The sequence below is a fragment of the Paenibacillus doosanensis genome, from assembly GCF_025060755.1.
GTDB classification, from domain to species: domain Bacteria; phylum Bacillota; class Bacilli; order Paenibacillales; family NBRC-103111; genus Paenibacillus_S; species Paenibacillus_S doosanensis.
On the sequence record NZ_JANYUY010000018.1, the window covers coordinates 91,250 to 115,613 of the forward strand.

22 protein-coding genes and 1 pseudogene are annotated in these 24,364 nt (G+C 46.0%); 5 read left to right on the forward strand and 18 right to left on the reverse strand.

Translation table 11 applies throughout. From position 1 onward, the window contains the following. Positions 1-30 precede the first annotated feature (30 nt). The 11 genes from N0M98_RS14840 to N0M98_RS14890 all read right to left on the reverse strand — a co-directional run bounded on the left by N0M98_RS14840 (position 31) and on the right by N0M98_RS14890 (position 14,110). Complete coding sequence (locus N0M98_RS14840) at positions 31-1,512, reverse strand: response regulator (RefSeq protein ID WP_259618370.1); 1,482 nt, start codon at positions 1,510-1,512, stop codon at positions 31-33. Continuing rightward, positions 1,513-3,312 carry a sensor histidine kinase gene (locus N0M98_RS14845; protein WP_259618371.1) on the reverse strand — a complete coding sequence of 600 codons (1,800 nt, stop codon included), beginning with the start codon at positions 3,310-3,312 and terminating at the stop codon, positions 1,513-1,515. Positions 3,313-3,568: 256 nt separating this feature from the next. After that, positions 3,569-5,038, reverse strand: coding sequence for a serine hydrolase domain-containing protein (locus tag N0M98_RS14850; RefSeq protein ID WP_259618372.1), 1,470 nt, complete (start codon positions 5,036-5,038; stop codon positions 3,569-3,571). Between the two features lie 3 nt (positions 5,039-5,041). Then, on the reverse strand, positions 5,042-6,067 hold the full coding sequence (locus N0M98_RS14855) for a serine hydrolase domain-containing protein (RefSeq protein ID WP_259618373.1): 1,026 nt from the start codon (positions 6,065-6,067) through the stop codon (positions 5,042-5,044). 30 nt (positions 6,068-6,097) lie between these two features. Beyond that, positions 6,098-7,603, reverse strand: coding sequence for a tannase/feruloyl esterase family alpha/beta hydrolase (locus tag N0M98_RS14860; RefSeq protein WP_259618374.1), 1,506 nt, complete (start codon positions 7,601-7,603; stop codon positions 6,098-6,100). A 288-nt stretch (positions 7,604-7,891) separates the two neighbouring features. Continuing rightward, entirely contained in the window at positions 7,892-8,719 is an 828-nt protein-coding gene (locus N0M98_RS14865; RefSeq protein WP_259618375.1) for a carbohydrate ABC transporter permease, read from the reverse strand. Next, positions 8,716-9,639: a carbohydrate ABC transporter permease gene (locus N0M98_RS14870; protein WP_259618376.1), complete on the reverse strand. Its 924-nt coding sequence runs from the start codon at positions 9,637-9,639 to the stop codon at positions 8,716-8,718. Before N0M98_RS14870 ends, N0M98_RS14865 begins: the two co-directional genes overlap by 4 nt. A gap of 68 nt (positions 9,640-9,707) precedes the next feature. After that, positions 9,708-10,973, reverse strand: a complete 1,266-nt coding sequence (locus N0M98_RS14875) for an ABC transporter substrate-binding protein (protein WP_259618377.1) — start codon at positions 10,971-10,973, stop codon at positions 9,708-9,710. 39 nt (positions 10,974-11,012) lie between these two features. Then, a complete protein-coding gene (locus tag N0M98_RS14880) occupies positions 11,013-11,846 on the reverse strand; it encodes a carbohydrate ABC transporter permease (protein ID WP_259618378.1) in 834 nt (277 codons plus the stop codon). After that, entirely contained in the window at positions 11,843-12,757 is a 915-nt protein-coding gene (locus tag N0M98_RS14885; protein WP_259618379.1) for a carbohydrate ABC transporter permease, read from the reverse strand. Before N0M98_RS14885 ends, N0M98_RS14880 begins: the two co-directional genes overlap by 4 nt. A 33-nt stretch (positions 12,758-12,790) precedes the next feature. After that, entirely contained in the window at positions 12,791-14,110 is a 1,320-nt protein-coding gene (locus N0M98_RS14890; RefSeq protein WP_259618380.1) for an ABC transporter substrate-binding protein, read from the reverse strand. 347 nt (positions 14,111-14,457) lie between these two features. Between N0M98_RS14890 and N0M98_RS14895 the strand changes: the two genes are divergently transcribed. Both N0M98_RS14895 and N0M98_RS14900 read left to right on the forward strand, forming a co-directional pair. Continuing rightward, the gene (locus tag N0M98_RS14895; protein WP_259618381.1) at positions 14,458-15,624 is read left to right on the forward strand and encodes a 2-methylaconitate cis-trans isomerase PrpF family protein; all 1,167 of its coding nucleotides are present in this window, start codon (positions 14,458-14,460) and stop codon (positions 15,622-15,624) included. Between the two features lie 122 nt (positions 15,625-15,746). Continuing rightward, complete coding sequence (locus N0M98_RS14900; RefSeq protein ID WP_259618382.1) at positions 15,747-16,610, forward strand: LysR family transcriptional regulator; 864 nt, start codon at positions 15,747-15,749, stop codon at positions 16,608-16,610. Between the two features lie 243 nt (positions 16,611-16,853). On the opposite strand, the pseudogene N0M98_RS14905 reads toward N0M98_RS14900, so the two are convergent. Next, a pseudogene (locus N0M98_RS14905) lies at positions 16,854-17,118 on the reverse strand (cupin domain-containing protein); the annotation flags it as partial. A gap of 167 nt (positions 17,119-17,285) precedes the next feature. Here N0M98_RS14905 and N0M98_RS14910 point away from each other — a divergent pair. The 3 genes from N0M98_RS14910 (at position 17,286) to clpP (ending at position 18,892) form a co-directional block, all read left to right on the forward strand. Further along, positions 17,286-17,888 (forward strand): winged helix-turn-helix domain-containing protein, encoded by a 603-nt coding sequence (locus tag N0M98_RS14910; protein ID WP_259618383.1) that lies wholly within the window; start codon positions 17,286-17,288, stop codon positions 17,886-17,888. Between the two features lie 6 nt (positions 17,889-17,894). Continuing rightward, the gene (locus tag N0M98_RS14915) at positions 17,895-18,236 is read left to right on the forward strand and encodes a hypothetical protein (RefSeq protein WP_259618384.1); all 342 of its coding nucleotides are present in this window, start codon (positions 17,895-17,897) and stop codon (positions 18,234-18,236) included. 68 nt (positions 18,237-18,304) lie between these two features. After that, a complete protein-coding gene (gene clpP, locus N0M98_RS14920; protein WP_259618385.1) occupies positions 18,305-18,892 on the forward strand; it encodes an ATP-dependent Clp endopeptidase proteolytic subunit ClpP in 588 nt (195 codons plus the stop codon). A gap of 273 nt (positions 18,893-19,165) precedes the next feature. Here clpP and N0M98_RS14925 read toward each other — a convergent pair whose 3' ends face one another. The 6 genes from N0M98_RS14925 to N0M98_RS14950 form a co-directional block, all read right to left on the reverse strand. Continuing rightward, entirely contained in the window at positions 19,166-20,356 is a 1,191-nt protein-coding gene (locus N0M98_RS14925) for a M24 family metallopeptidase (RefSeq protein WP_259618386.1), read from the reverse strand. 298 nt (positions 20,357-20,654) lie between these two features. Next, positions 20,655-21,296: an S-layer homology domain-containing protein gene (locus N0M98_RS14930; protein WP_259618387.1), complete on the reverse strand. Its 642-nt coding sequence runs from the start codon at positions 21,294-21,296 to the stop codon at positions 20,655-20,657. A gap of 33 nt (positions 21,297-21,329) precedes the next feature. Continuing rightward, on the reverse strand, positions 21,330-23,168 hold the full coding sequence (locus N0M98_RS14935; RefSeq protein ID WP_259618388.1) for a hypothetical protein: 1,839 nt from the start codon (positions 23,166-23,168) through the stop codon (positions 21,330-21,332). Between the two features lie 47 nt (positions 23,169-23,215). After that, positions 23,216-23,710, reverse strand: coding sequence for a hypothetical protein (locus N0M98_RS14940; protein ID WP_249865707.1), 495 nt, complete (start codon positions 23,708-23,710; stop codon positions 23,216-23,218). A gap of 6 nt (positions 23,711-23,716) precedes the next feature. After that, positions 23,717-24,100, reverse strand: a complete 384-nt coding sequence (locus N0M98_RS14945) for a hypothetical protein (RefSeq protein WP_259618389.1) — start codon at positions 24,098-24,100, stop codon at positions 23,717-23,719. Between the two features lie 11 nt (positions 24,101-24,111). Further along, positions 24,112-24,345, reverse strand: a complete 234-nt coding sequence (locus N0M98_RS14950) for a hypothetical protein (RefSeq protein ID WP_259618390.1) — start codon at positions 24,343-24,345, stop codon at positions 24,112-24,114. Positions 24,346-24,364 lie beyond the last annotated feature (19 nt).

Here is a 24,364-nt window from a genome sequence, read left to right on the forward strand (position 1 = left end):
AGAAATTTGACCTCATGGATATTAAAAATATCATACTGACTTATCCACTACACTCTTTTTACTTTGCCCTGGTGTTTCTCCATAAAACTTCCTGTAAAGCTGAATAAAGTAAGAATAATCATTAAACCCTACACTTCCCGCTACTTCAGAAACCGTGAGATCCGGATTTGTCTTAAGCATTTTTCTTGCATTATCTAATCTTACGATCGTCAGGAACTTCGAAAAACCAACACCGCATTTCTTTTTAAATTGTCTGCTTAAATAGGATACGTCGGTGTAATAACTTTCGGCCAACTCCTCTAGTCTAATATCCTGGCGATAATTTCGTTCCACGTAATTTCTTAACTGTTCGATAATGTCCGTTTTTGCGCTGTTTTCACTTAAATTCTTGGCAATATACGATATTTGGCTGGCGAAGCATTCGATGATATCTTTTAATTCTTGATAATTGTCAAGATCCGGTTGATCCATAAAAGATATCGGTTCAGAGCTATTATTGTTGACATGCTCCGTTACGGAATTTATGACTGCAGCTATTTTAGAGCATGTATCACGAAGTGTATACAATGAGAAGTTTAACTCCACAATGATCCGTAGAAGCCTTTGAATAATATCTTGCGCTTCCTCTACCTGATTGTTAATCATGCGGTTATAAAATGGCATCATGAGCTCATCAAACAAATCTAACTTATATCGTTTTTTTTCACTCTTCTTGTACTCGATAATTCGGTTGCAACCCTGAAAGTATCTTAACATGAGAGCTTTTTTTGCTTCTCTGTACGCTTGAACAAATTCGTCTTGTGTCCGGTAATTTCGGCTTAAACCAATAGATATCCGCTCCCCTGTTTTCTGAATGTACTCTTCGATAAATTGTTGCAGACAATGTTTTTTTGACGCTGTCTCTTCCTGCAAGACGATAACAGCACGATTAAATTTAGAATCTCGATATAGCAACGTAAAGCCGCAAACCTTCGCTAGCCCATGGTTTAGGATTTCGAGGTCTATCTCAGTCACTGAATGTTCCAACTGCATAACAGCTACATTGTAGGATTTCAACCCAAGCAGAGATAAATAATCAGTCGCTACATTCCCGACTTCTAGGCAATGGTTGGATAATGCTATAACGGCTTCTTGTCGTAATGCGTACTGCCATTTGGAATATCTGTCTTGCAATATAGAAACAAGCTCTTCTTCCTCTAATGGTTTAAGTAAAAAGTATTCTACTTTATATTGAATGGCTTTTTGCGCATACTTGAAATCATCATAACCGCTAAATATCACAACGGTGCATGCACTATAACGCTCATGAATCTCTTTTGCCAATTGCAAGCCATTCAAACCGGGCATGCGAATGTCAGTCAGGACCAAATCAATCCGATTATCTGCAATGATCTCCAAGGAAACAAGTCCATTCTCCGCCTCATAAATCCCAGCTTCCGCATTCCATTCTTTAATCATCTGAATCAGGGATTTGCGGGCATAAACTTCATCATCTGCGACTAAAATGTTCACTTACTTGTCCTCCTCATTGGCGGGGATCACTAATTCTACAGTAGTTCCTTTATTGACTACGCTAACAATGTTCATGGTGTAAGCTTCACCATAAAAATACTTGATCCTCGCGAATACGTTCATCATACCCACATGTTCTTTAGGATCATATCCCTGACCTAGGGATATCGACTCCAACAAAGAATTCAATCTATCTATTTCAATCGCCGGTATTCCTACTCCATCGTCTTTTATGGTAACAATCAACAAATTGGGGCGCTTACATATTGACAGTAGGAGAGTGCCCTTGCTCAATTTCGGTTCAAGGCCATGATGGAATGAATTTTCGATGATGGGTTGAATTAGAAATTTCAATATTTTATAAGAATACAACGATTTTTCGATATCGAATATAACCTCGTATTTATCCGGAAACCGAATTTGTTGTATATTAATATAGTTTTTTATTTGTTCCAGCTCTTCACCGATAGCAACAAGATTCTGGCTCTTAACGTTATAACGGTATAATGACGACAAGCTTTTCGCAATTTTAGAAATCGACTCATTTCTTTCAAGCCTTGCAATAGAGTGAATCGTATTCAGCGTATTATACAAGAAGTGGGGATTAATTTGAGCCTGCATCATATTAAGTTCTGCTCTTTTCTGAAGGTGGTTGGAGATAATCTCCTTTTCACGGCTTTCCCTTAACCTGATAATCATGGCGTTATAGCTTTGAACTAGCTGGCCTATTTCATCCGCCCTACCAATATCAGATTGAACCACATCCAACTTTCCCGTATCCACCAATTTCATTGCTAACGTCAACTTCTTAATAGGTTTGAAAAAATATCTTACAAATAAGATAGACATCAGAAAAGCAACGATTAAAGAGATCAGACTTATTACTGAGTAATTTGTAAGATTATTTACGAATTTATCGGTAATTAAACTTGAGGGAATAAACTGAATGATTGTCCAATCGGTAATGACATTTTTTCTTGCAATAAATAAGTAATTTTTATTGCTTATTTTGAATTCAAACAATTTAATGTGATCCTGACCATCTCCAACCGCAACGTGTGCTAAGATCGATTGGATGGAAATATCGTCTAGGTTTAGACCATAAGAATTATAAACCGGTTTTCCTCCTGCCATAAGTATAGTACCAAGATTATTGCCCTGTTCCGAAATCCCCCCGAGAATATTGCTAATAGCTTTAAAATGGACATCCATTTTTACATATCCACTTGCAGTTTTTCGTACATTTACATCCGATAAGTACCTTATAATTGAAAATATATTTTCATTATTGGGAAGGCCTCCATTATAGGGGGGTGTAACCATTACCTTTCCTTTACGCAGTTCTTCCTGCGAAAACATGCTCTTAATTTGATTCAGATTATCCGACTTGGCGCCGACGCTTTTGTAAATGTGCCCATTTACGTCTGTAATTGATAATCCCGCTATATGTCCATTAAGCATTACAATTTGATCCATCGCTCTTTGCATGTAATTATTGAAATTTAAGTATTCCAATTCTTCTACATTTTGTCTTTCCAGGATCGCTAACGAAGTATTGTCGGTTAAATAGAAATACGAATTTCTAGAAATATTTGAAATATAATCTTGTATAAGAACATCAGTACGTTTACTCTGCTGGTTGATGAAATTTTCATAGAAGATTTTATTTTGTTTATACGAATTCAACCCCAAAACTAATAACGCTGATATCGCCAATGTTAGTGAAATCAGAAAATAAGAGAGCATTAACTTTTGTTGAAACGAACCAAACATTAGTCTCCCTTTCAAAAGCCGAAGCATGATTATCTCCTCGTTTCGCAACTTCGCTGCCTTAAATCGACATATTCAAATAATACAGTGAACTATTTTGTTTAACAATAGTTACGAAATAACAAAACTATATAAGTTAAACGAAAGAGCATCGGGGAGCATATATCATTCATTGATTTTGATAGGTTTCGTCCGCAGACTCTCGGCATTGATGCGATTGATCAGTATGCTGATATCAGAGTGGGGGCTAATCACGCCAAGTTACCGCTTACAAAAAATTGACAGTCTAAGCTAAGGCTCCTACGATAGCTGGACGCTCCCGGTCAATACCGGACACATTGGCCGAACGCTCCAGTCGTACTTGGTCTTCTGTGAAACGGCAGATAACCGTATCCGTAAAGGGCATTTCAACAAAGCACCAGGTCAGTACCAGCGTATGTTGATCTTTCCAAGCAGCTCTGCCACAAACACTCATCACAGGCGGTTGATATTGAAAATGAAGCGCCTTGCCAGTCATTGTCGTACTCCCATGAATCCACTCGCGAAAACCGCATGAAATTTGGTGTTCACCCTCATGGTCACGCATGATAAATAAGCAGCAATCTTGTTCAAACAAGATCGCTATTTCTTTAACGTGATCCTCATTCTTATCCATGGCATACCATTTTCCTGAGATCTTCGAAATAATCGGCGACGTATCAATAGTCGGGGAAGGAAATAAAACACTAAGTCCGGACAGCTTCTCTTGCAATCGTGTTACCAATTCTTCCTCTTCCGCTATTGGCTGACTTTTCATGGATGGCAACAAATGCGTCCAGATTAAACTTAAAATCTGCTTTGAACCGGTCGAGAGGTCGACACCACTCGTAATAGCGACAACCGCATCTTGATCTGGCATCACAATACAGAGCTGACCGAAAGCGCCATCCGCACGAAATGCACCGTGACGGCATCTCCAAAATTGATATCCGTATCCTTGTTCGCTATCATTTTGGTTATTTTCCCCATTCTTGATTTGAAAGGAGGACACTTTTTCAATCCATTCCTCTGGCAGCAAACGTTCACCTTCCCAAACTCCTTTTTGCAGCAGAAATTGACCGAATTTCGCTATCTCCTCCGTTCTTAGTTTAAGTCCTCCTCCCCCGGTATTGTTTCCGTCCGGTGATATTTGCCACTCGGGTTTGGGGATGCCCAACGGATCAAAGAGGCGCGGCTGTAAATAGTCGCTCATCTTCATGCCGGTCACCTTTTGAATTACAGCCGATATTATATGGGTAGCTAGGGTGTTATAGACGAATCTGCTTCCTGGGGCGTGATCTATAGGAATGCTAAAAAAGTGTTCCACCCAGCTGCCCGTAAGCTGACGCAATTCCTGCCCCATGGTTGCCTTCGCGTGACCTACGCTCATGGTAAGCAAATGCTTTATACGTAGAGCAGCAAGCGCTTCACTAAACTCTTCATGAAAAAGCTCCGAAAAAAATGAAGCTACCTGATCTTCAACAGACAGAAGTCCTTCCGAAACTGCAAATCCGGTCGCAATGGCTGTAAAGCTTTTAGTCATGGAAAACAACATGTGTGGTTGGTCCTTATCATAAGGGTGCCACCAGCCCTCCGCCACAACATGACCGTGCCTTAGAACCATGATGCTGTGCAGGCCCAAATTAGTTCCCTGCACATCCTTCAAAAAACGTAAAATTGAGCCAGACGAAATCCCTTGCTTCTCCGGTGTACTCCTTGGCAAAGACATCGCACACATAGCCTATTCCCCCATTACTCCAGTATTTAAACGGGCAGCGATAATCAGATCGGTAATTTCAAACAGTTGTTCGACAGAAACCCCTTCCGGGGTAGAAGAATCAATTCCAAGATTTCGATTAATGGCAAATTCGTCGGAAACAGCCCTCCGGTGCACAATAACCATATTGAGCGCAGGCAGGCCAAGAATAAATTGACCATAATTCCCACTGGCCAAAAATGCTCCCTTCCACTCCGGCGATTTCTCTTCAGGGAGCCACCAAAAATACCCGTAGCTATTATTAGGTCCATTGCCATTAGAGCGATGAACATGAACCTTAAGGCTTTCATCGATCCACTCTTTTGGTACAATTTCTTGCTCGTTCCAACGTCCCCGGTTGAGTACAAGCACCCCAAGGCGTGCCATATCGCGGGCCGAGAGGAACATATGGTAGGCCTTATACCGGGACACCGATTCAAAACCCAACATTCGCTGACGTTTTGGGTCGTAATCTTGAAACTGTAGTGGAATTGCGAGATCGTTCCCGAGGGTATCGAAAATACTTTGCCGGGTAGCTTTTTCGAGAATTGCACCGGCAACGTTAAAATCCCAATTATTATATAAAAAGAACTTCCCGGGTTCCTTCGACCCGCGCTCGGGCACCATCAGTTCCCCTCCGGGGCTTCCTTGAGGATGATACACGCCCGAGCTCGACATGAGCAAATCTCTAACTCTAGCCGTTTTCTCTATTGGCAATAAACTCTCAATATCATCAATCCCAAGCTCATCGAGGGTACTGTCGAGATTTATCTTCCCACTCTTGACATATCGCCCGTAAAGCAATGAGAGAATGCTTTTTCGTGCGGAGGCTAAATAGCTCACCTGCGAAATATCCCCATAGGAATAAATGACTTTTCCGTCCACAACAACCATCATTGAGGTTGTTGGCATTACCTCAAGCTTATCCGTGATTTGTTTAAAAACATTAGAGTTGTAATGCCCTTCCTCGGGCGATTTGTAAAAACACCATTCTTTTCCTGGCACACTCATTAATTATTTCCTCCAAACATTGTTATTTGTTTATGCTTTTACAATGTCGTAACTTTTCCAATCGTTCGCATCGCCCGTTCCCGAATATTTGGGCCACGTTGGATATTCACACATAGGAATCGTTCGTCCAAAAGCTCCCAAGTTAATATCCATCCCAGGCGCGATAGGTGGAGGCACACTATTTTCAACCCAATTATCGAGAATATTCAAGTTGTCCCATGTGACGGAGAATTTGCCTCCGCCATGCGCTAATCCAGGAACCAGGTATAAGCGAATAAAGCTCGCCACGGCCGATTCCCCCATTTTTTCGAGCATCGACTTATATAGATTGATATTTGCAAATGGACTCACGCTTGGATCATGCCAGCCTTGTACCCACAATATCTTTCCGCCGCGCATCTGAAAAGGAGTCAAATCCGGATTAGTTGCATCAATCATATTGGAAAGCTCTACAATACGCTCCTCATATTTGCCGGGATTGTTCACATCTAGCGAAAGAAGATTAAATTGAGGATCTCTAGTAACAAAATATTTAAAAAACTGATCTGCACGCTCCGCATGATGTGCATTCGGTCCGGATTTCATAGGGTTAGAAGGCTCCGGATGAGAACCGAGCTGCATTAATATGCCTTCAAGGCTATTATAACCAGGAATAGCCGTGACTCCGTTGGCTAAAGAATAAGGAAGCACACACCCGTCATGATACAAATTAAGCGTACTTATTTGAGAACCATTCAGTCTAAATTCCTTTACAAGCTCTTCAATGACTTGGTTTGATTGGGCTCGCGCTGCATAAATATTGCACACGACCCCATCCCTTATTCCATCCAAATCATCAAATCGATCAAGTGCTGTTTGATGAATTCGTTCTACAATATCCGGAGAAATCCACCCTTTGGATGTATCATCATATAGAGCTCGCGCAAGTCTGGCGCCCCACAATCTTAAACCTATGAAATGAGCAGTGGGATAATTAGTTAGAATACCGTCGTAGGATTCGGGCCATCGCATCACGGCGGTCAACCCTTCCCTTCCCCCGGTAGAGCCGCCAGAGAAATACAGTCTTCGGGGCAATCCGCCGTAATATTTCTTCGCGATTTCAAAGGCCACATCTCTAGTTTTTTTAATATGCATGTATCCATAGTTAGCCAAAGCCTCGTCGTTTAGTGCAAATGAAGCATCATGGCCCCCCTTTGCCTGATGACCCGAATCGCTCGCAAACGTAATATAACCTTGGGCAAGAGGCGTTGCCACTGTCCTTAAACCGAGAACCGGCGCTGCCAAAGTATCGGGAATCGTGCCGTTATACCCTCCTCCTCCGATTTGTAATGCTTTCCCGTTCCAATAAGCGGGCAAATTTATTTGGAAGCAAATTTCCGGTGCGTCAGGGTCTGCAGGCATAATTGTGCCAAGCACCTTACAGTACTCTCCATGAACGTTTCCCGGTGCAGTTGCTTGAATCACGTCCACTGATTTTATCACTGCACCGTTCGTCGGCAATGAAATATCCGATGAGCTGACTCTCATGTTTATCATGTACGCCCCCCAAGACTAATCAGAATCTCTATAAAAAATACATCATATTTATCGGATACCATAAAAAAAATTTATGGAATATACAAACCGAAAAATCAGGTGGTGTTCTTCGTGCTGCTCCTGTCTAGATCCCCAGAGCTATGCTTGGTATGATTGATTTCCAATCTAATAACTAAACTGTTGTAGGACATATATACTCCCTTCCTCCCATAGTGCAGCGAATTTAACGTAATGATCCTCATATTTACTGTACCATGTGACATTCCGCAAAATTTTGGTTTATTATAGCTATTTAATTGCCCCTTCCGTTAAGCCTGCAATGATTCGTTTCTGCAGAAACCCGTAGACCGCAAGTATCGGCAGCATAGACAACAAGAAAGCCGCAAATGCAAGATTATAATCGAAACTGTATTCGTTGCTAAAATTATAAATAAACATCGGCAGCGTCCAATAATTGGGACTGGAGTTCAATAAAACTAAGGGAAGAGCAAAGTCATTCCAGATCCACAGACTCTGCAACGTAACTAGGGTTACAATAATCGGCGTCATTAACGGATAAATCACTCGGATGAACGTTCGAAGAATGCCGCATCCGTCGATTCTTGACGCTTCATCCAACTCCATGGGAACATTTTTCAGAAAGCCTACACACAGGAATAAACCCTGACTAAATGACAAGACAATATACATAATGATGATTCCGACTTTATTCTGTAAGTGCATACTTGATAAATGTTTAAGAACAGGCAGCATGATTACTTGGAATGGGATAAAGATACCGGTTAACATTAAGTAATATAAGTATTTAAAGTACCGTTTATTGAAATTGCGGGATACTGCAAAAGAGACCGCTGGGACAATCATCACCACCAAGAACACAGATACTCCTGTGATGATCAGAGAATTAGTTGCATAGACCCAAAATTCCCCCTCCAAAACCTTGGCAAAGTTGCCCAAATATAGACTCGAGGGAAGTGCGAAAAAACTTCTCGCAGATTCAGCAGGCGTTTTTAGAGCCAAGGTTATCGTAATGTACATGGGGAATATAATCACTGTAATTCCCGGTAATAGCAAGATATATTGCAGAAGGGATTGTCTAAGGGATGTTGCCCTCACTGTTGCCCAACCTCCTTCCGGTTTAACCATTTAATTTGTATAAATGAGACTGCCGCAATAATTAGAAATAAAACCAAAGATTCTGCTGAAGCCCTCCCGAATTTGTATTCATTTAAGCCGTGCTTATAAATCAAAAAGGCAATTGATTCGGTAGAGGTTCCGGGACCACCGCCGGTTAACGCCATTATGGAATCAAACACGGAAAACCCTGATTTAAAAGCGAGAACAATGACAACGGTCAACATGGGAATTAGAAAAGGCAGCGTTATTGCAAAGAAGCTTTGCACTCGATTTGCCCCGTCTATTTTAGCTGCCTCAAGCAAATCCTTAGGCACACTGGTCAACCCAGCTAATAAAATAACAATGGGGACAGCAATTCCGTGCCACACATTGACAATGACGATACCAAATAGGGCAGTTTCCGCATACCCCAAAATGTTTCTCGACAATAGCTCGATTCCAAAAAATTGACCAAAGTGAGGAACGATTTCCCGAAAAATTTCGTTAAAGACTAAACTAATGGTTAATAAGCTAAGCACTCCGGGAAGAAAATAGACTGACCTTAGGAAACCGCGAAACCTTGTGACATTGAATAGAAGAAGTGAAACAATAGTGGATATCGATGTCTTTAAAAAAACAGCTATAATCGTGTATTTGACAGTAAATAGGGAGGCGCCTATGAATCTGCTTTCACGAAAGATATCGGTATAGTTCGAAAACCCAATAAATTTGTATGCTTTAGAAATGCCGTCCCAGTTCGTGAAGCTGTATAATACGCCCATGAATACAGGGTAGCAAAAAAACCATAAAAAAAGCAGTAATGCCGGTAACGTCAATAAAAAGTAAATTACCATGCTCTTTCTTGATAACGAACGTTCTTTTTTCGTTCGACTTCGTACAGAACCGGTTGCCAATTCCATCTTATTAACTCCTATCAGTGAAATGGGCGGCAATTGCAGGAATGACCCAACAGTCACCATTTGGATATTTATTTTTGCTTGGCTTTTCCATATAGAATACCGTCTGCTTTCTTCAAGAATCCATCCATATTTTTATCGGACAGAAACGTTTGGAGAGCTTTTCCGAAATCGTCCTGCATGTCCTTCGTAAGCCAAGTTGCATCCGCTTTACGATTAACTTTGCCTTCATTCGCATAATCTGTAATCAATTTAAGCTCCTTGTGAGGGTTAGCTACGCCTTTTATGGTTGGAACTAACCAGGAGCCTTCGATATACATTTGAGAGATTTCAGTTTTTTGAAAGAAAGTCATAAATTTTTTCGCTTCGGCTGCTGTCTTGGAATTCGTTGGTATTGAAATCGCCATCGCAACTTGAAGAGGCATCTTCGTATCGTTGGCATTTTCTGCCGGAAATGGAAACATCGAAACATTTACATCTGGAGCAGCGGCTTTAATCGTTTTAAGGTTGGCTAGGTTTTGAAAATACATTGCAGCTTTGCCTGCAGCAAATTCTCGATCAGCAGCAACACCGTCTGTACCGAAAGCGTCCTTTTGTCCGTATTTCCTTAACTCAAGAAATTTTTCCGCTACTTTTCGAACTTGTTGGCCATCTGTGACATGTTTTTTTCCGGCCTGCACATCTAGAAAGAAATTTTGAATGTCTGGGTCATCCACAGCCATGACTGTTGTGGACGTCATTCTTATGTTTGTAAAATCCTTATCGGAAAACACAAATGGGGTCAGCCCTTCGGCCTGCAATTTAGCAGCAATTTGGATCAGCTCTGCATAGGTTTTCGGAACCTCTAGGTTAAACTTTTTAAAGATATCTACGTTGTAAATAACTCCCCAGCCCTCTAAACCATACGGGACGTCATAATGCTTATCTTTAATTAAATTGATCGGAATGGACCCTGAATTTATATTTTCGAATAAGGAATTGTCACTTGTAAGATCTTGCACATACCCCGCTTCAACAACATTCAGATATGTAGTACCTGTAGGGTAAATCTGAAACATCTCCGGTGGTTGGTTGTTAGCTAATCGCAGGTCTACTACATGATGCATATCAGGCGGAGCATTTAACTCAACCGTTATATTCGGGTTCTCAGTTTGGAACTTTTCCGCAACTTTCTTCATAACGTCAACGTCGCTGGGCCTATTGAATAAAAACTCCAGTTTAACTGCGTCACTTTTGCTGTCATTCGTTTTTCCATTAGAACCATCCGTGCTGGACGCACATCCCACGGATGTAATAACCAACGCGCTAGCTGCAGACAAACAGATCAATCGTTTCATAGTTAATCCCGCCTTCTCTATCATTTTCATTTTCTTCCCTTACCCTTTTACCGCGCCGATAGTCATACTTGACATGAACTTTTCTTGATAACGTAAAAAGACAAGGATCAGCGGAATCGTCACGAGTACGCAACCGGTCAAAATTAGCTCCCAGGGAACCGTCGCATCTTCGTTGGCATTAATCGTTGGAAGTAAAACAATAATTGGCAAAAACTGCTGCTTGCTTATCATAATAGAGGGCCATAAATAATCGTTCCATTTTCCTAGGAAAACCAGGATGGATAATGCACCGAGAACTGGCGAACATATGGGCATTATTAAGCTGAGAAATGTTCGCCAATGGCCGGCACCATCCATCTTTACTGCCTCAATTAATGAATTTGAAATACTGAGCATGAATTGACGAGTCATGAACATCGCAAATACACTGGCAATCCCGGGGACAATTTGGACAGAGTAGCTGTTCAGCCAACCAATTTTACTAAAAAATACGTATAAAGCGGGGATTTTCAACTCTCCCGGTACCATAATCGTGGATAGGAGAATAATAAACATCCAATTACGCCCTTTAAATTCATATTTTGCGAAAGCGTAAGCCGCCATTGCGGAGATGAACACCGTCAATACGGTATGAACCGCGGAAACATAGATCCCATTAAGGAACGAACGGATTATAACACCGCCGCTGTAACCGAGCAGGCGGATATAATTATCAAACGTTAGGTGGATGGGCCACCCTGCAGGGTTAGCGGACAGCTCAGCAGCACTTTTTAAAGAGCCAAAAATCATAATGAAAAAAGGGTAAATGGAGATAATGGCTGCGATGATTAAAAAAATATGAAGGATGAGGCTCTGGAATCTTCTTGCCATCATTCTGTCTTGTTCCCCCCCAGCAGTTTATATTGAATAATGGATACAATATAAATCATGACGAAAAGAATCCAACCCACGGCGGATGCCATTCCAAAGTTCCCGCTGCGTATATTGTCAGTTAGTATGTTCATAATTGGCGCAACAGCGGGCACGGATGTCAATCCGCCACCGACCAACAGATTGGGCTCGTTATATATCTTTAAGGAATGTATCGTGTTCATGAGGAAAGCAAATAGAAAGATAGGCTTCATTAATGGAACGGTAATATATACCATACGCTGCCATCCGTTTGCTCCGTCGATCGTTGCCGCTTCTTGAACTTCCTCGCCAACCGTAGTAAGACCCGCCAAGAAAATAACCATGAACCATCCTACTGCACGCCAAATTATCAATACGACTACCGACCATTTCATCAATGACGGATCTTCAAGAAATCCATACTGTGTGCCAAGTAAGTTGTTGATGACCCCGGAGTGCGTACTGAAAATTACTTTCCAGATTAGAGCGGCTGCCACACTAGCCATGATTTGCGGCAAAAAGATTAGCGGCTTAAATACAGCTTTCCATTTTACTAGCTTGGAATGAATAGCGACTGCCAGCAAAAAAGAAATTACCATCACCGGCACCAAATGTCCGACTAAATAAAATAACGTATTTTTTACGGACAACCAAAAGGTGCCATAAGTTAATAAGCTGACGTAATTGTCGACACCCACAAAACTTGCAGTTCCATATCCCTTGTATTTATAGAAGCTTAAAACCAAAGCATAAACCGCCGGAAATAAGAAGAATACAAAAAAAGAAAGAATGAATGGAGTTATAAATATATAAGGTACGGTACGATCACGCCATTTTGAGGAGACTCTTCTTCTAACCTGAGGTTGGATTCTTGCGCCGCTTTCCACTTGCATTTCGCCCCTCCTTGAAATTTCCCATTGAGTGAACTATTTTTTGTTCGGATTACCTACTTGATTGAGTAAATCCGCTTTCGCTTGCTTTAAAGCAGCATCCAGATTCATTTCCCCGTAAACATATTTATCAAGGTAAGCATTCACAATCTTAAACTCCAAAGAAGCTGCTTTGGTGAATTGAGAAACCTTTACGTTCTCAACCGATTTTGCCTCTGTATTGGGAAGGTCTGCGCCTAAGAAGGGATGTGGTATTTTTTGTGCTTCCACGCCTGCTTCCCTCATAGATGGGAATATGCCGCGTGCTTTGTAGGCGCCAATTCCGCCTTCTTTGGTGAGCACCAACTTGGTTAAAAACTCAATAGCTTCTTCTTTATGTTTGGCTTTTGCAGGCACCACCCATACGGATCCGCCGGTATCGCTGCCTCCGATTGAATCCGCGATATTCGGCCACTCCGCAACTCCCCATTTACCTGCTTGATCGGGAGCATATTTTTCCATACTGTTCTTAATCCACGAACCGGTCAAATAGGAAGCAAACGTACTATTTGCAAATGATTTTTCATAATCCGGAGTACCTTCCTGAACGTTAGCAACAACCCCGGACTCTTTAATCCTTTTAATCGTTTCAAACGCTTTACGAACACCGGGGTCCGTATCAAGGATATAATTGCCTTTATCGTCGGTAAACCGTCCTCCATTACCGCTTAAAATCATATCCAACAAATTTCCTTGCACAGGTCTACCAATGTTCCAAATATAGCTATTCGGATATTTTTCATGCAGCTTCTTGCCTGCGGCAATAAAGTCGTCAGTAGTTTTTACCTGACTTGGATCAATGCCGGCGCCTTCAAACAAATCCTTGCGGTAAATCCATACTTTCGGTTTAATCTGATAAGGGAAATCGATAAATTTTCCTTTATAGCTTGCGAGTTCTACAGCACCTTTTGTCATTTTATCTATATATGGCGTAATTACTTTGGTCAGATCTTCGAGTACACCATCATCGGCAAACTCGGCTAATTGGGAATAACTAAGCATGACAATGTCCGGCATTTCTTCATTTGAAGCTAACATTAACCTGAACTTTTGAATGACGTCTCCGTCTCCAGGCCCAGCCAACAATGGTTGAACCTCCAGCTTTTCTTTCATCTCAGGAAAAGCATTAAACACCTGCTCGGAAAGTTGCTTTGGAATATCAGCCGTGCTCCAAACCATCCAGCTAAGTGTGGTTTTCCCCGCCGGTTTATTTGCGGTTTCCTTATTTTCTACCCCACCGCCGCTACAAGCAGTGGTTATAATAGATAATGCAAGAAGACCGGTCATAACGCCCATTAATTTTCGTCTTTGTCTCATGAAGGAATCCCCTTTCAAATTCAAACTTTTATTGAAGCGCTTTCTTAATTAAGAGTTTATCATTTGAGAAACCATAAAAAAAATACGTATTTTTTATTAAATATAATAAAAAATTTCTATTTAATAAAATAAACTGATCCTAAAAAAAACAATAGTTTCGTCATAATTATCGCAAATGTTTTAAATTAGACTCATATTTCCAACCGACTAAAGGATAGGATGCGAATTTTAAAATAAATGTTTTCTATGGAATACAATAAAATTATAATATTTCATTTATTAATGAGAATAAATTAGAGTTATATATGTAAATCAAACATGTTGCAAGACGAACAAGGAGCGGATTAATGATGTATGACTTTGGTCAAGTACTTAAGATACCAACCGTTATAATGCGGGGGGGTACAAGCAAAGGCCTTATCCTAAGAAAATATGACCTGCCCGCGAATGCGGTATTAAGAGACCAGCTAATATTAAGGATGTTCGGAAGTCCTGACAGCAGCCAAATCGACGGCTTGGGCGGCGGAACTAGCCTTACTAGCAAGCTTGCCTTGGTTGGCCCCCCCTCCCGGAATGGCGCCCACATTGATTACACCTTCGGCCAGGTGAGTCTCGATAAAAGTTATATCGATTATAACGTGACCTGCGGGAACCTGATCACCGCTGTCGGGTTATATGCTGCGGAAGAAGGCTATGTTCCGTTAACAGAACCCATCACCAAAGTGCATATTTACAACACAAACATCGATAAAATCGTAATTGCTGAAATTCCGGTTTCGAATGGCCAAATTGTATATGACGGTGACTTTTCTATCGATGGGGTGCCCGGACAATCTGCAAGAATTATGTTGAATTTTCTCAATTCAGGTGGAACCTTTACCGGAAAAACTCTTCCAACAGGTAATGTTGTCGATCGGGTAAAGCTAAAGGAAGGCAGTGAGTTTGACGTTTCCATAGTTGACTGCACCAATACTGTCGTGTTCATTCAATCCGAGGAGCTTGGTCTATTGGGCACAGAGCTTCAGGAAGATATAAACCAAAATCTACCGCTGTTAGAAACGTTAGAAAAGATCAGGGTAGCGACTGGAAACATGATTGGGCTTATTAGCCCAAATGAGACAATCACACCTACCTCGCACGCATTGCCTAAAATTTGCATGGTTTCTTCAAAAAAATCATATATAACAAATACAGGCAAATCTGTAGAGGACCATGAGATTGATATCCTGTCACGTTATATCTCTATGGGAGTACTCCATCGAACCCATGCAGTCAGTGGGGCATTATCCTTGGCGACGGCTTGCCAAATCCCCGGTACCATCCCTAATTTGTTAACCGCATCTACAGGCCCAGGCTTAAGGATTGGGCATCCTGCCGGGGTCCTCTACGTTGAATCACTCGTTGAAAAAGTAGATGATGGTTGGTTTGTAGCCCGAGCAGCAAACGGCCGAACCGCTAGAAGACTTATGGAAGGGTTTGCCTATATACCTGTAACAGCTTTAAAAGCAAACTGACAATTACGGGAGGTTGTCGACCGACAGCCTCCTTTTATTTTCCAACTAATCATATTGTTATTAATCCTATTTTTTAATATCATGTCTTATAACACAACTATCAGAATACGGGAGTCGTTCATATGGAAGAAAAAGATTGGATTTTATTAAAAACATTGTATGAACAACAGAATATCACTAAGGTGGCAGAGATTCTCTATGTCTCGCAACCATCTCTCAGTTACCGAATTCAGCAGCTTGAAAAAGAATTCGGGGTTACCATTATGCATAGAGGCAGAAGGGGTATTGAATTCACCCCTCAGGGCGAGTACTTAACCAAATATGCCAAGGACATGCTGCTTCAACTGCAACAAACTAAAGAGCATCTATTAAGCATGGACAACAAAATATCAGGCGTATTAAAAATATGCACGGCTAGCAGTCTGGCCCGATATAAACTGCCCGTTATTTTAAAACAATTTCATTCTAATTATCCGGATGTGGAGTTTAAAGTAACTTCCAATCGCAGCTCGGATATTCCTAACTCTGTCTATAAGCAAGATGTGCACATAGGCTTTGTACGCGGCGACTATCATTGGTCAGAGGAGAAGCATCTCATCATGACAGAAAATGTCTGGATCGTATCCAAGAAAGAGGTAAGTTTAACAGAACTCCCCACTCTGCCGAGAATTATTTATAAAACAGATTTATCTTTAGACAATCTAGTTGAAAATTGGTGGAAAGACACTTACTCCAAACCCGCAACTATAACCATGGAAGTGGATAATATGGAAACCTGTAAGGAAATGGTTCTAAGCGGATTTGGCTATGCCATCATGCCCGCCATTGTATTAAAGGATAATGAGGACCTCTTTCGTATTCAGCTGCGGACTAAACATGGTGAGCCCATATTGCGAAATTCCTGGATGATCTACAGGAAGGAATCGCTTGAAATCCCCTCCATTCATGCGTTTGTTTCCTTTATAAAAGATCAACATTTGATGTAGAAAACTTTTCAGGCGGGCAAGCGTTATTTGACTCCTTTAATAGTTGATGGATATTCGTTTTCCTCAGGAAAAAAACCGCCCTGCATTCTATCCAGGTTGAGTTCCTTGAACATATCTGTGTTATAAAAAAGACCATATGCATTAAGCGTTCCAAGTAAATTGGATCTACGTTTTTCAACAAAGGATCGTCGCTCTTAAGCTCCCTCAAATATCCATCCCTTGCCGCCTTTTGAAAATTGGCTCCCAGTTCGGTACAACGAAAAAGTCCCCTTGAGACCAGTCGAAACGAATTCCATTAATAATGGAGCAGCCGGAACCTTTAAACACCTGGTACATCGAACAGCTGGTATGCCGATGAGCCTTGGAATGAAAGCCTGCCGGAAGCATCTGCATCCAGGCGGCAATGTTCGAATTGGCCGTTTTCCCGGTGGACGGTAATGAATTCTACGGCATATCCGTAATAGACATCCGGTTCAAACTTGCTAAGCCCTTGAAGAGCCGTCAAGGTTTACTTCCTCCATGAAGAACCTTTCACCTTGGACGATCAAATATGTTTGTCATTTCAAAACATATTTGTCACCCAACAGTATAGGCTTCTTCACCCTTTGACAAATTCTCAATAACGTAATAAAATATTTTTACGTAAAGATAATATCGTATGGAGGTTGTTCACAGTTGCAACAGGACATTCTCGAAAGCTGTCTGATCCAATCGCCGGAACAGGCAATGGCTCTGCTCAATCCGCTGCGGGCGGATATCGTCTCGCGTCTGGCGGAGCCGGCTTCGGCCGCCGAGCTGGCGAGGCAGCTTCAAGAGACGCCTCAGCGGATGAATTATCACCTGAAGGCGCTGGAGAAGACCGGGCTGATCCGCCGGGTCGGAACAAGACAGGTGCGCAATCTGGTCGAGGTGCTGTACCAATCGATCGCCAAAACCTTCGTGCTGGCCGAATCGCTCAGCCTGTCGGAGGAGACGATCGAACGGCTGAAGGAACACGGCTCGCTGGCTCAGCTTATTACGACCGCAGAGCAGATGAAGAAGGATGCCGTGCATTTGATGGAGCATGCCGAGAAGGGCGAGGACATTCCGAGCGCGACGATGCAGCTGCTGATTCCGCTGCAAGATCAAAATGCGCGGCAGGCGTTCATCGAGGATTACGTCGAGATGATGAAGGCGTTGACGTGCAAGTACGCGGGCGCGCTTGAGCAGGACGGTAAGGCGGCGGCAATGTACCAGGTAATGCTGGCTATTTATCCGAAAACGGACAAAGGAGAGTGAGCGGTAATGAACGGCAACGACAACCGCAGTGAGAACAGCGCCGGTGAGCAAGCTTCCGGCAAGGGACAGGAGAAGCAGACACCTGTCCCCATTCTGGTGACAAGGAGCGTGACGAACCGTCCAGTAAAGGAAAGCTTACCCGATGAAGTACGAAGCAACGTGATCGATCTGGATACGTTCCGTTCGGCGCCAAGCACTCAAACCGTTGAAGAAGCGCTTGTGCAGGAATGGAACCTGAATCCCGGCGGCACGGGACCGCTCGTGAAGCTCATTATGGTCTCATCCGGCTTCGGTTCGATGAAGCGCAGCCCTGCCCGCAGCTCCGACGTTCAATGCCTAGCCGCTTAATGAAGCGGATAGTCTAAGTTTTCCATTCGGCATTGCCGGATCATCCACCATTCGAGGAGGGAAATTCGATGAATCATGTTCCTTACGTTATTGAGCAGGACGGCCGTTCGGAGCGGTCCTACGATATTTACTCGCGGTTGCTGAAGGACCGCATCGTATTCTTGGGATCGGAGGTTAACGATCAGGTCGCGAACAGCATTATCGCCCAACTGCTCTTCCTGGCGGCGGCCGATCCCCATAAAGATATTCATCTGTACATCAACTCGCCCGGAGGCTCAACTACGGCCGGATTGGCGATCTACGATACGATGCAGTTCATTCAGCCTGACGTATCGACGATTTGCGTCGGCTTCGCCGCATCGATGGGCGCTATTCTGCTGACAGGCGGAGCCAAGGGCAAACGGTTCGCCCTGCCGAATTCGGAAATTATGATCCATCAGCCATGGGGCGGGACGCAAGGGCAGGCGTCGGACATTCAAATTCGTGCCACGCATATTATGAAGACGCGCAAAGTGCTGTACGGCATCATCTCCGAGACGTCCGGCCAGCCGTTCGATAAAGTCGAGAAAGATTCGGACCGCGACTATTTTATGACCCCGGCCGAAGCCAAAGAATACGGCTTGATCGACCGGATCGTGGAACGCAGCGCCTCTTAGCAAGAAAGACCTCATTTCCGCTTGTAACGGGAGTGAGGTCTTTCGTTTATTAATCACATCTAGCAGGAGCGTGGTGAAAAAGTAGCCGGAAAGCGGATAGAAAGTTGGAACAGCGTAAGCGGTCACCTTTGTAGACGGATTTTCCCCACCGATCGCTGCCCGCCCCGGATTTTTTGATTAAAGGCGAGCGCTGCGCTTCTCCAGCTTGATCTAGCTCGCACCATCTGCTTTTTCACCATGCTTGCAGGCTTCTCGTATAGGTACCTTGCCGTATCACAGCTTGACCAGCCCTTCGCGGGTGACGGTCAGCTTCTCGAAGCCGGTATCCGTAATCGCGTAGCTGTTCTCGATCCCGACGACGCCGCGCTGCGGAAACGTAAACTTCGGCTCGATGGCGATGACCATGCCCGGCTGCAGCGGGTAGCTGAAGCCTTTGGCCAGCACCGGCAGCTCATCGATTTCGAGGCCGATGCCATGGCCGAGAAACTTCACCTGATCGGCGCCGTAGCCCATATAATGGTCGCTCAGGCCTGCATCATGAGCCATAAGCAGCGAATGCATGTACAGCTTCTCGCAGACGGTTCCCGGCTTCAGCATCTCCTCCACGCTGCGAATAATGCGCTCCGACGTGTCGTACGCCTGAACCAGATCCTCAGGCAGCGAGCCGATAACGGCCGTACGCGTCTGGTCGATGACGTAGCCGTCGATGCAGCAGCCGACATCAAGCAGGATCGGCTCACCCGGCTGAATGACCCGGCGGCTCGCGCTCTGCGGGCTTGCCGCGCTAAGCCCTTGGCCTCCCGCGGGGCCGTCGAAGTACGACGGCATCGCGGCGGCCTCCCCGGCTCCCACCATACCGGTGATCACCTCCTGGTTGTAGCCGCGCATGCGCATCAAGCCAATATGGCCTTGACGGCGGATGAACAGCTCGAAGCCGCTGATCAGCTCCAGCTCGGTCATTCCCGCCCGCAGCGTGCCGAAAGCCTCTTGGAACGCCAAATCGATCACTCTCGCCGACTCCCGTATGAGGGCAAGCTCCGCCGCCGACTTGATCATCCGCAGCTCGCGGATCATCGTCGAGCCGTCCGCCCACTCCACGTCCGGCAGAACGGCTTCAAGCCGCTGCAGCTGCTGCACCGGGAGCACGTCGAACTCGGCTGCGACCCTCAGCTTGCGGGAGCTAGCCTGCCCGAACAACGGCGCGAATACTTCAGCGAGACGCTGCCCGAAGGCGCGAAACGACCCCAGCGGCTCGACGGCCACCGCGGATTCGCCCTGTGCCCTTACCACGCTGCGCCGCACGAAAAACACGGCCTCCCCTCCGCTCGGTACGAACAAATACCCGGTTTGCATCGAACCGGTAAAATAATACAAATCGACATTTTGCGTAATCATACAGCCGTCAAGCGCTTGCTGCTGCAGCCGCTCCTGCAGTCTCTCTATACGCTTCGCATATTCCTTCATCCGTGTCTCCTCCTATATATCTGATCGGCAGCCGCCTCTGGACGAAACCACATGTTACACCCTTCACATGCCGGCTTCTTCTCGTCCAATACGGCGGCAAGGCAAGCATAGGAGCAAATGTCCCCACGCGCCTCCGGCCACTTCCACTATGTACGGAATTCCATGAGATACTGTTAGCGTACTTCATCTTTCTTCCGCTTTCAACCCGTTACTCCAAGGATGCCCAAAAGCCCCGAATCGCGCACAAACGCGGATTTCGAGGCTCGTTAATCGTTCACCTGCTTTTATATCACTGATCCTATTGCTCCTTCAAATGAAACGCATGCTGCAGCCGCTGCAGAACGACTACGGCCTCGGCGCGCGTCGCCGTCTGCTGCGACAGGCTCCGGGCATCCTGCTCCCCGTCGAGGAGCCCGGCCGACACCGCCTGCTCCCACTGCTTGTCCGCATCGTCCGCAGCGCCTTCCGGATCAAGCGAGCGCAGCGCGAGCCGGATCATTTCCGACCGCTGCAGCTCCTGGTCCAGCGCATCTGCCGAAAAGTCGCCGCCGCCGACAATTCCGACATCGAGGAGCGACTTCAAATAAGCGTCTCGTTCGCTTCCATCCTCCGCGTCCGCCGAAGGAGGAATATGCAATCCGTGCGACAGCATGACGACGAACTCTCCGCGGCTCACCGTTTGATCGGGACGGAACGTGCCGTCGGCATAGCCCGATACGATTCCTTCGGCCACAGCCTCCTTCACAGGCTCTTCCGCCCAATGCCCTTCCAAATCGTGGAATGGTGCGTCTTCAGCGGCGACAGCGGTGGAATGCCCTGGTGCGAATAGGCTGAACGGTAAGCTTACGAGCGCCAGCACATACGCCGTGCGCTTAAGAATGACGATGGATGCGGCTGCGAACATAAGCTTGAATTTATTGCGTTGTCTTCGTAAGGACATGACAATCCCCTCTTTCTTTATTATGAATTAGCGTCATTCCGCTTCGTATGCCTTCATCGTCCGGCTGCTTTCGCGCCGGTCCTTGGAGGTTACGGTTACGTAAAGCTTGCCTCCGTCAGGCTTCAACTCCAGACGGTCGAGCGTAACGACGGTGGAGCCTTCCGCTACGACAGCGTCAGCCTGTTGGCCCAGCGCCGTCTGCATAGGCGTGCTCGACAGAGCGTCATCATAGAGACGAACCCGGTCTCCCGCTTTAAGCCCTGTGACGGTCACCTCGTCTCTGCCGCCGGCCTCCGTGTTATTGTCGACTTGTATATAGCTCGCCGCAATAGGCAGCGTCAGCGGCTCGGCCGGATAAATCTTGGGCGTGCGCGGGCTCTCTTCTCCGTCTGCCCGCGTCACCGTCACATATACGATCCCGTAACCGGTGCCGGGCAAAGTCGTCTTCACTTCAGCCGTTACGGCACCGCTGCCGACCGAGGCTTTGCCGATCGGTTCCGCGGCCGCCTCTTCCGCATACACCTTCACCATATCGCCCGGCTTAAGCCCGGTCACGGTCACCGTATCGTCCGGCCCGGCAATATTGCGGATTTGAATATCGGCCCTGTCGGCGGGAACGCTCGACTGCTCCGCGGCATAAGCTTTCACCGTTCGGCTGCTCTCTCCCTTGGATGGGGAAGTTAGCGTAATATAGACGTATCCCGCGCCTTTGCCGAGCTGAGCGATTTTAATCACGGCTCTGGACGAATCCGCGCCCACCGTCGCCGTGGCTATCGTAGTCGTTGCCGTTTCGCTGGAATAAACCTTAACGACGTCACCGGCGGACAGCCCGATCAATTCAATATGATCCTGAGTCCCTTCCTGCTCGTTCGTCACCGTGATCATGCCCGGATTGATCGGCGGCGTCTTGGGTTCCTCTCGATACCGCTTGGATACGCGGACGCTTTCCCGCAGCGGAGGCGTCGTCACCGAGACATAGATACTGTCGTCCCCGCCTGACGACGGCAGAGAGGCGGAGATCGTCACTTCGCTCTGCCCGGATGCCGCCGTCGCCTGCGCGAAAGGTGCGGCCGCCTTGTCGGAGGCGTACAGCTTGACGGTATCACCGGGCTTGATGCCGGAAACGGTGACGCGGTCGTTAGCGCCGCCCAGCTCGTTGACGATGCGGATTTGCTCCAGCCGCAGCTTCTCCGTTACCGGTTCGGCCTCATACGCCTTTTCCGTAGCCCGGCTCTCCCTTCGTCCCGGTTCCGTTACCGCAACGTAGAGCACTCCCGCCTCAGCCCCCAGAGAGCCTACCGAGACGACCGTTCCGTCCGTCGTCGACGCCGCCACCGTATTCGAGCCGAGCAGCTTCGTTTTGGAGGAATCGGCATAAATTCTGACGACGTCGCCTACCGCTAATCCCCTTACCGTCACCTTGTCCGACGAGGTTCCCGAACGGTTCGTGACGCGAATCGACGTAGCCGCCGGCGAAGCGGACAATGGCTCTTCCGCATACGATTTGACGATCCGCTTGCTCTCCGAATAAGACGGCTGGGTTACCGTCACATACACATGGCCGCTTTCTACGCCGAGCTGCCCGATCGTTACTACCGCGCTGGTCGAGCCGCTGCCGACCGTAGCGCTGCCGAGCGGCGAAGCCGCCCCCGCATCGCGGTACACTTTGACCATATCTCCCGGCGACAGACCGTTCACAGTAACCGAATCGCTGGTCCCGGTAACGCGGTTGTCTACACGGATCAAGCTCGGCGCCGGAGGCACAGAGGCCGCAGCCCATGCCGTGCCGTCGGGAATTTGCAATAATATAGCTCCTCCTATAAGCAAAGGGATCAGCTTGCCCTTGCCCCTTAATTGAAATTTCGCTGACACTCCGTTTCCCACCTCCATCAATGTCGGACGAACCGTCCGCAGCCGCTTTAATCAAGCGGATATTCATAAATAACGGTTTTGTACACATCGCCTTCATAGGAAAAACCGTTCGTTCTCGGCAGCTTGACTTTAACCTTGAAGATGACGGCCGGTCCCTTCAACGTTTTGGATATGCGCTGGTCCGTTCGGACATAGTTATAAGGAAATGTGACCTCCGGCATATCGTCGTCCACGTAATCCTCGAATACGATGACGGGCGCCGCTTGAAGCAGCGTCCGGGCGTAAGGAGTTCCATCCTCGTTCAACTGAAGATTGGCCTTCAAGCCGGCTTCGAACGCCTTTCTCGCAAGTCCCCGTTCAAACACGATTTGCCCTTCTGCAAGCCTGGATTTGACTACCTGCAAAGCGGCATCGTGCGCTCCGTGATTAAGGGCGAATTTTAAGCGGTTATGCGTCGTGCTTGTCACAAACCGGTCGGCTTGAAATCCGGTTGTGTATAAGAACATCAAGATGACGAACATGAGCAGCAGCGCGCGGTTCATAAGCCGTCACCTGACCAGCGCTTCGCTCATCTGCTTGGCATAACGCACGATTTCCGGAGGATCGCGGTCGACGCTTCCGAACATGCTGCGGAACAGCCACCTCGGCGTGCTTTTCACAGATAGCTTGCCTTCAATGTATTCGCCTCTCGGCGTAAGCGCCGTCGTCCCGCTGAAGCGGATATCCGATTCGTCCAGCAGAAACGTATGCACCAGCGTCCCTCGCATCTCATCGATAATTTCGGGCGTGAATCGCCCGTTATCGGCATTGGACGCTTTTTGAATCGCACTGTCGAGCACCATCTCCACCGCATTGGCCCTCGTCGAGTAAATATCGTGAAGAATGGGCTGAAACAGCAGCAGCATAAGGATGTACACCGTCAGCATCTCCACCAATGCGGCCTTCATGCCGTTAGAGAAGGGGGCGGCAGCGTATCCGCTCCGCTCTTCGGACCTTGATCCGGGTCCGCCGGCGTTATTTGATAATGATACGATGTCGGGACGTTCGTATTATTGAACAGATCGTCCATTTGCGTTTTCTTCTCTTTGATGGAGCCCCATAAAGCGACAAAAATAAAAATGCCGATCGCAGCCAGCGTCGCCGCAATTAATAAAAATTTCTCCAAAGCCGGTTTCATAAATAGATCGCTCCTTGTT

Excerpts from the sequence above, each read along its gene's own strand:
- N0M98_RS14855 (WP_259618373.1), bottom strand. The coding sequence starts at position 6,067 with ATGAGTGTGCCAGGAAAAGAATGGTGTTTTTACAAATCGCCCGAGGAA.
- N0M98_RS14850 (WP_259618372.1), bottom strand. The coding sequence starts at position 5,038 with ATGTGTGCGATGTCTTTGCCAAGGAGTACACCGGAGAAGCAAGGGATT.
- N0M98_RS14895 (WP_259618381.1), top strand. The coding sequence starts at position 14,458 with ATGATGTATGACTTTGGTCAAGTACTTAAGATACCAACCGTTATAATG.
- N0M98_RS14900 (WP_259618382.1), top strand. The coding sequence starts at position 15,747 with ATGGAAGAAAAAGATTGGATTTTATTAAAAACATTGTATGAACAACAG.
- N0M98_RS14915 (WP_259618384.1), top strand. The coding sequence starts at position 17,895 with ATGAACGGCAACGACAACCGCAGTGAGAACAGCGCCGGTGAGCAAGCT.
- N0M98_RS14885 (WP_259618379.1), bottom strand. The coding sequence starts at position 12,757 with ATGCAAGTGGAAAGCGGCGCAAGAATCCAACCTCAGGTTAGAAGAAGA.
- N0M98_RS14930 (WP_259618387.1), bottom strand. The coding sequence starts at position 21,296 with ATGTCCTTACGAAGACAACGCAATAAATTCAAGCTTATGTTCGCAGCC.
- N0M98_RS14880 (WP_259618378.1), bottom strand. The coding sequence starts at position 11,846 with ATGATGGCAAGAAGATTCCAGAGCCTCATCCTTCATATTTTTTTAATC.
- N0M98_RS14875 (WP_259618377.1), bottom strand. The coding sequence starts at position 10,973 with ATGAAACGATTGATCTGTTTGTCTGCAGCTAGCGCGTTGGTTATTACA.
- N0M98_RS14845 (WP_259618371.1), bottom strand. The coding sequence starts at position 3,312 with ATGCTTCGGCTTTTGAAAGGGAGACTAATGTTTGGTTCGTTTCAACAA.
- N0M98_RS14890 (WP_259618380.1), bottom strand. The coding sequence starts at position 14,110 with ATGAGACAAAGACGAAAATTAATGGGCGTTATGACCGGTCTTCTTGCA.
- N0M98_RS14940 (WP_249865707.1), bottom strand. The coding sequence starts at position 23,710 with ATGAACCGCGCGCTGCTGCTCATGTTCGTCATCTTGATGTTCTTATAC.
- clpP (WP_259618385.1), top strand. The coding sequence starts at position 18,305 with ATGAATCATGTTCCTTACGTTATTGAGCAGGACGGCCGTTCGGAGCGG.
- N0M98_RS14950 (WP_259618390.1), bottom strand. The coding sequence starts at position 24,345 with ATGAAACCGGCTTTGGAGAAATTTTTATTAATTGCGGCGACGCTGGCT.
- N0M98_RS14925 (WP_259618386.1), bottom strand. The coding sequence starts at position 20,356 with ATGAAGGAATATGCGAAGCGTATAGAGAGACTGCAGGAGCGGCTGCAG.
- N0M98_RS14870 (WP_259618376.1), bottom strand. The coding sequence starts at position 9,639 with ATGGAATTGGCAACCGGTTCTGTACGAAGTCGAACGAAAAAAGAACGT.
- N0M98_RS14860 (WP_259618374.1), bottom strand. The coding sequence starts at position 7,603 with ATGATAAACATGAGAGTCAGCTCATCGGATATTTCATTGCCGACGAAC.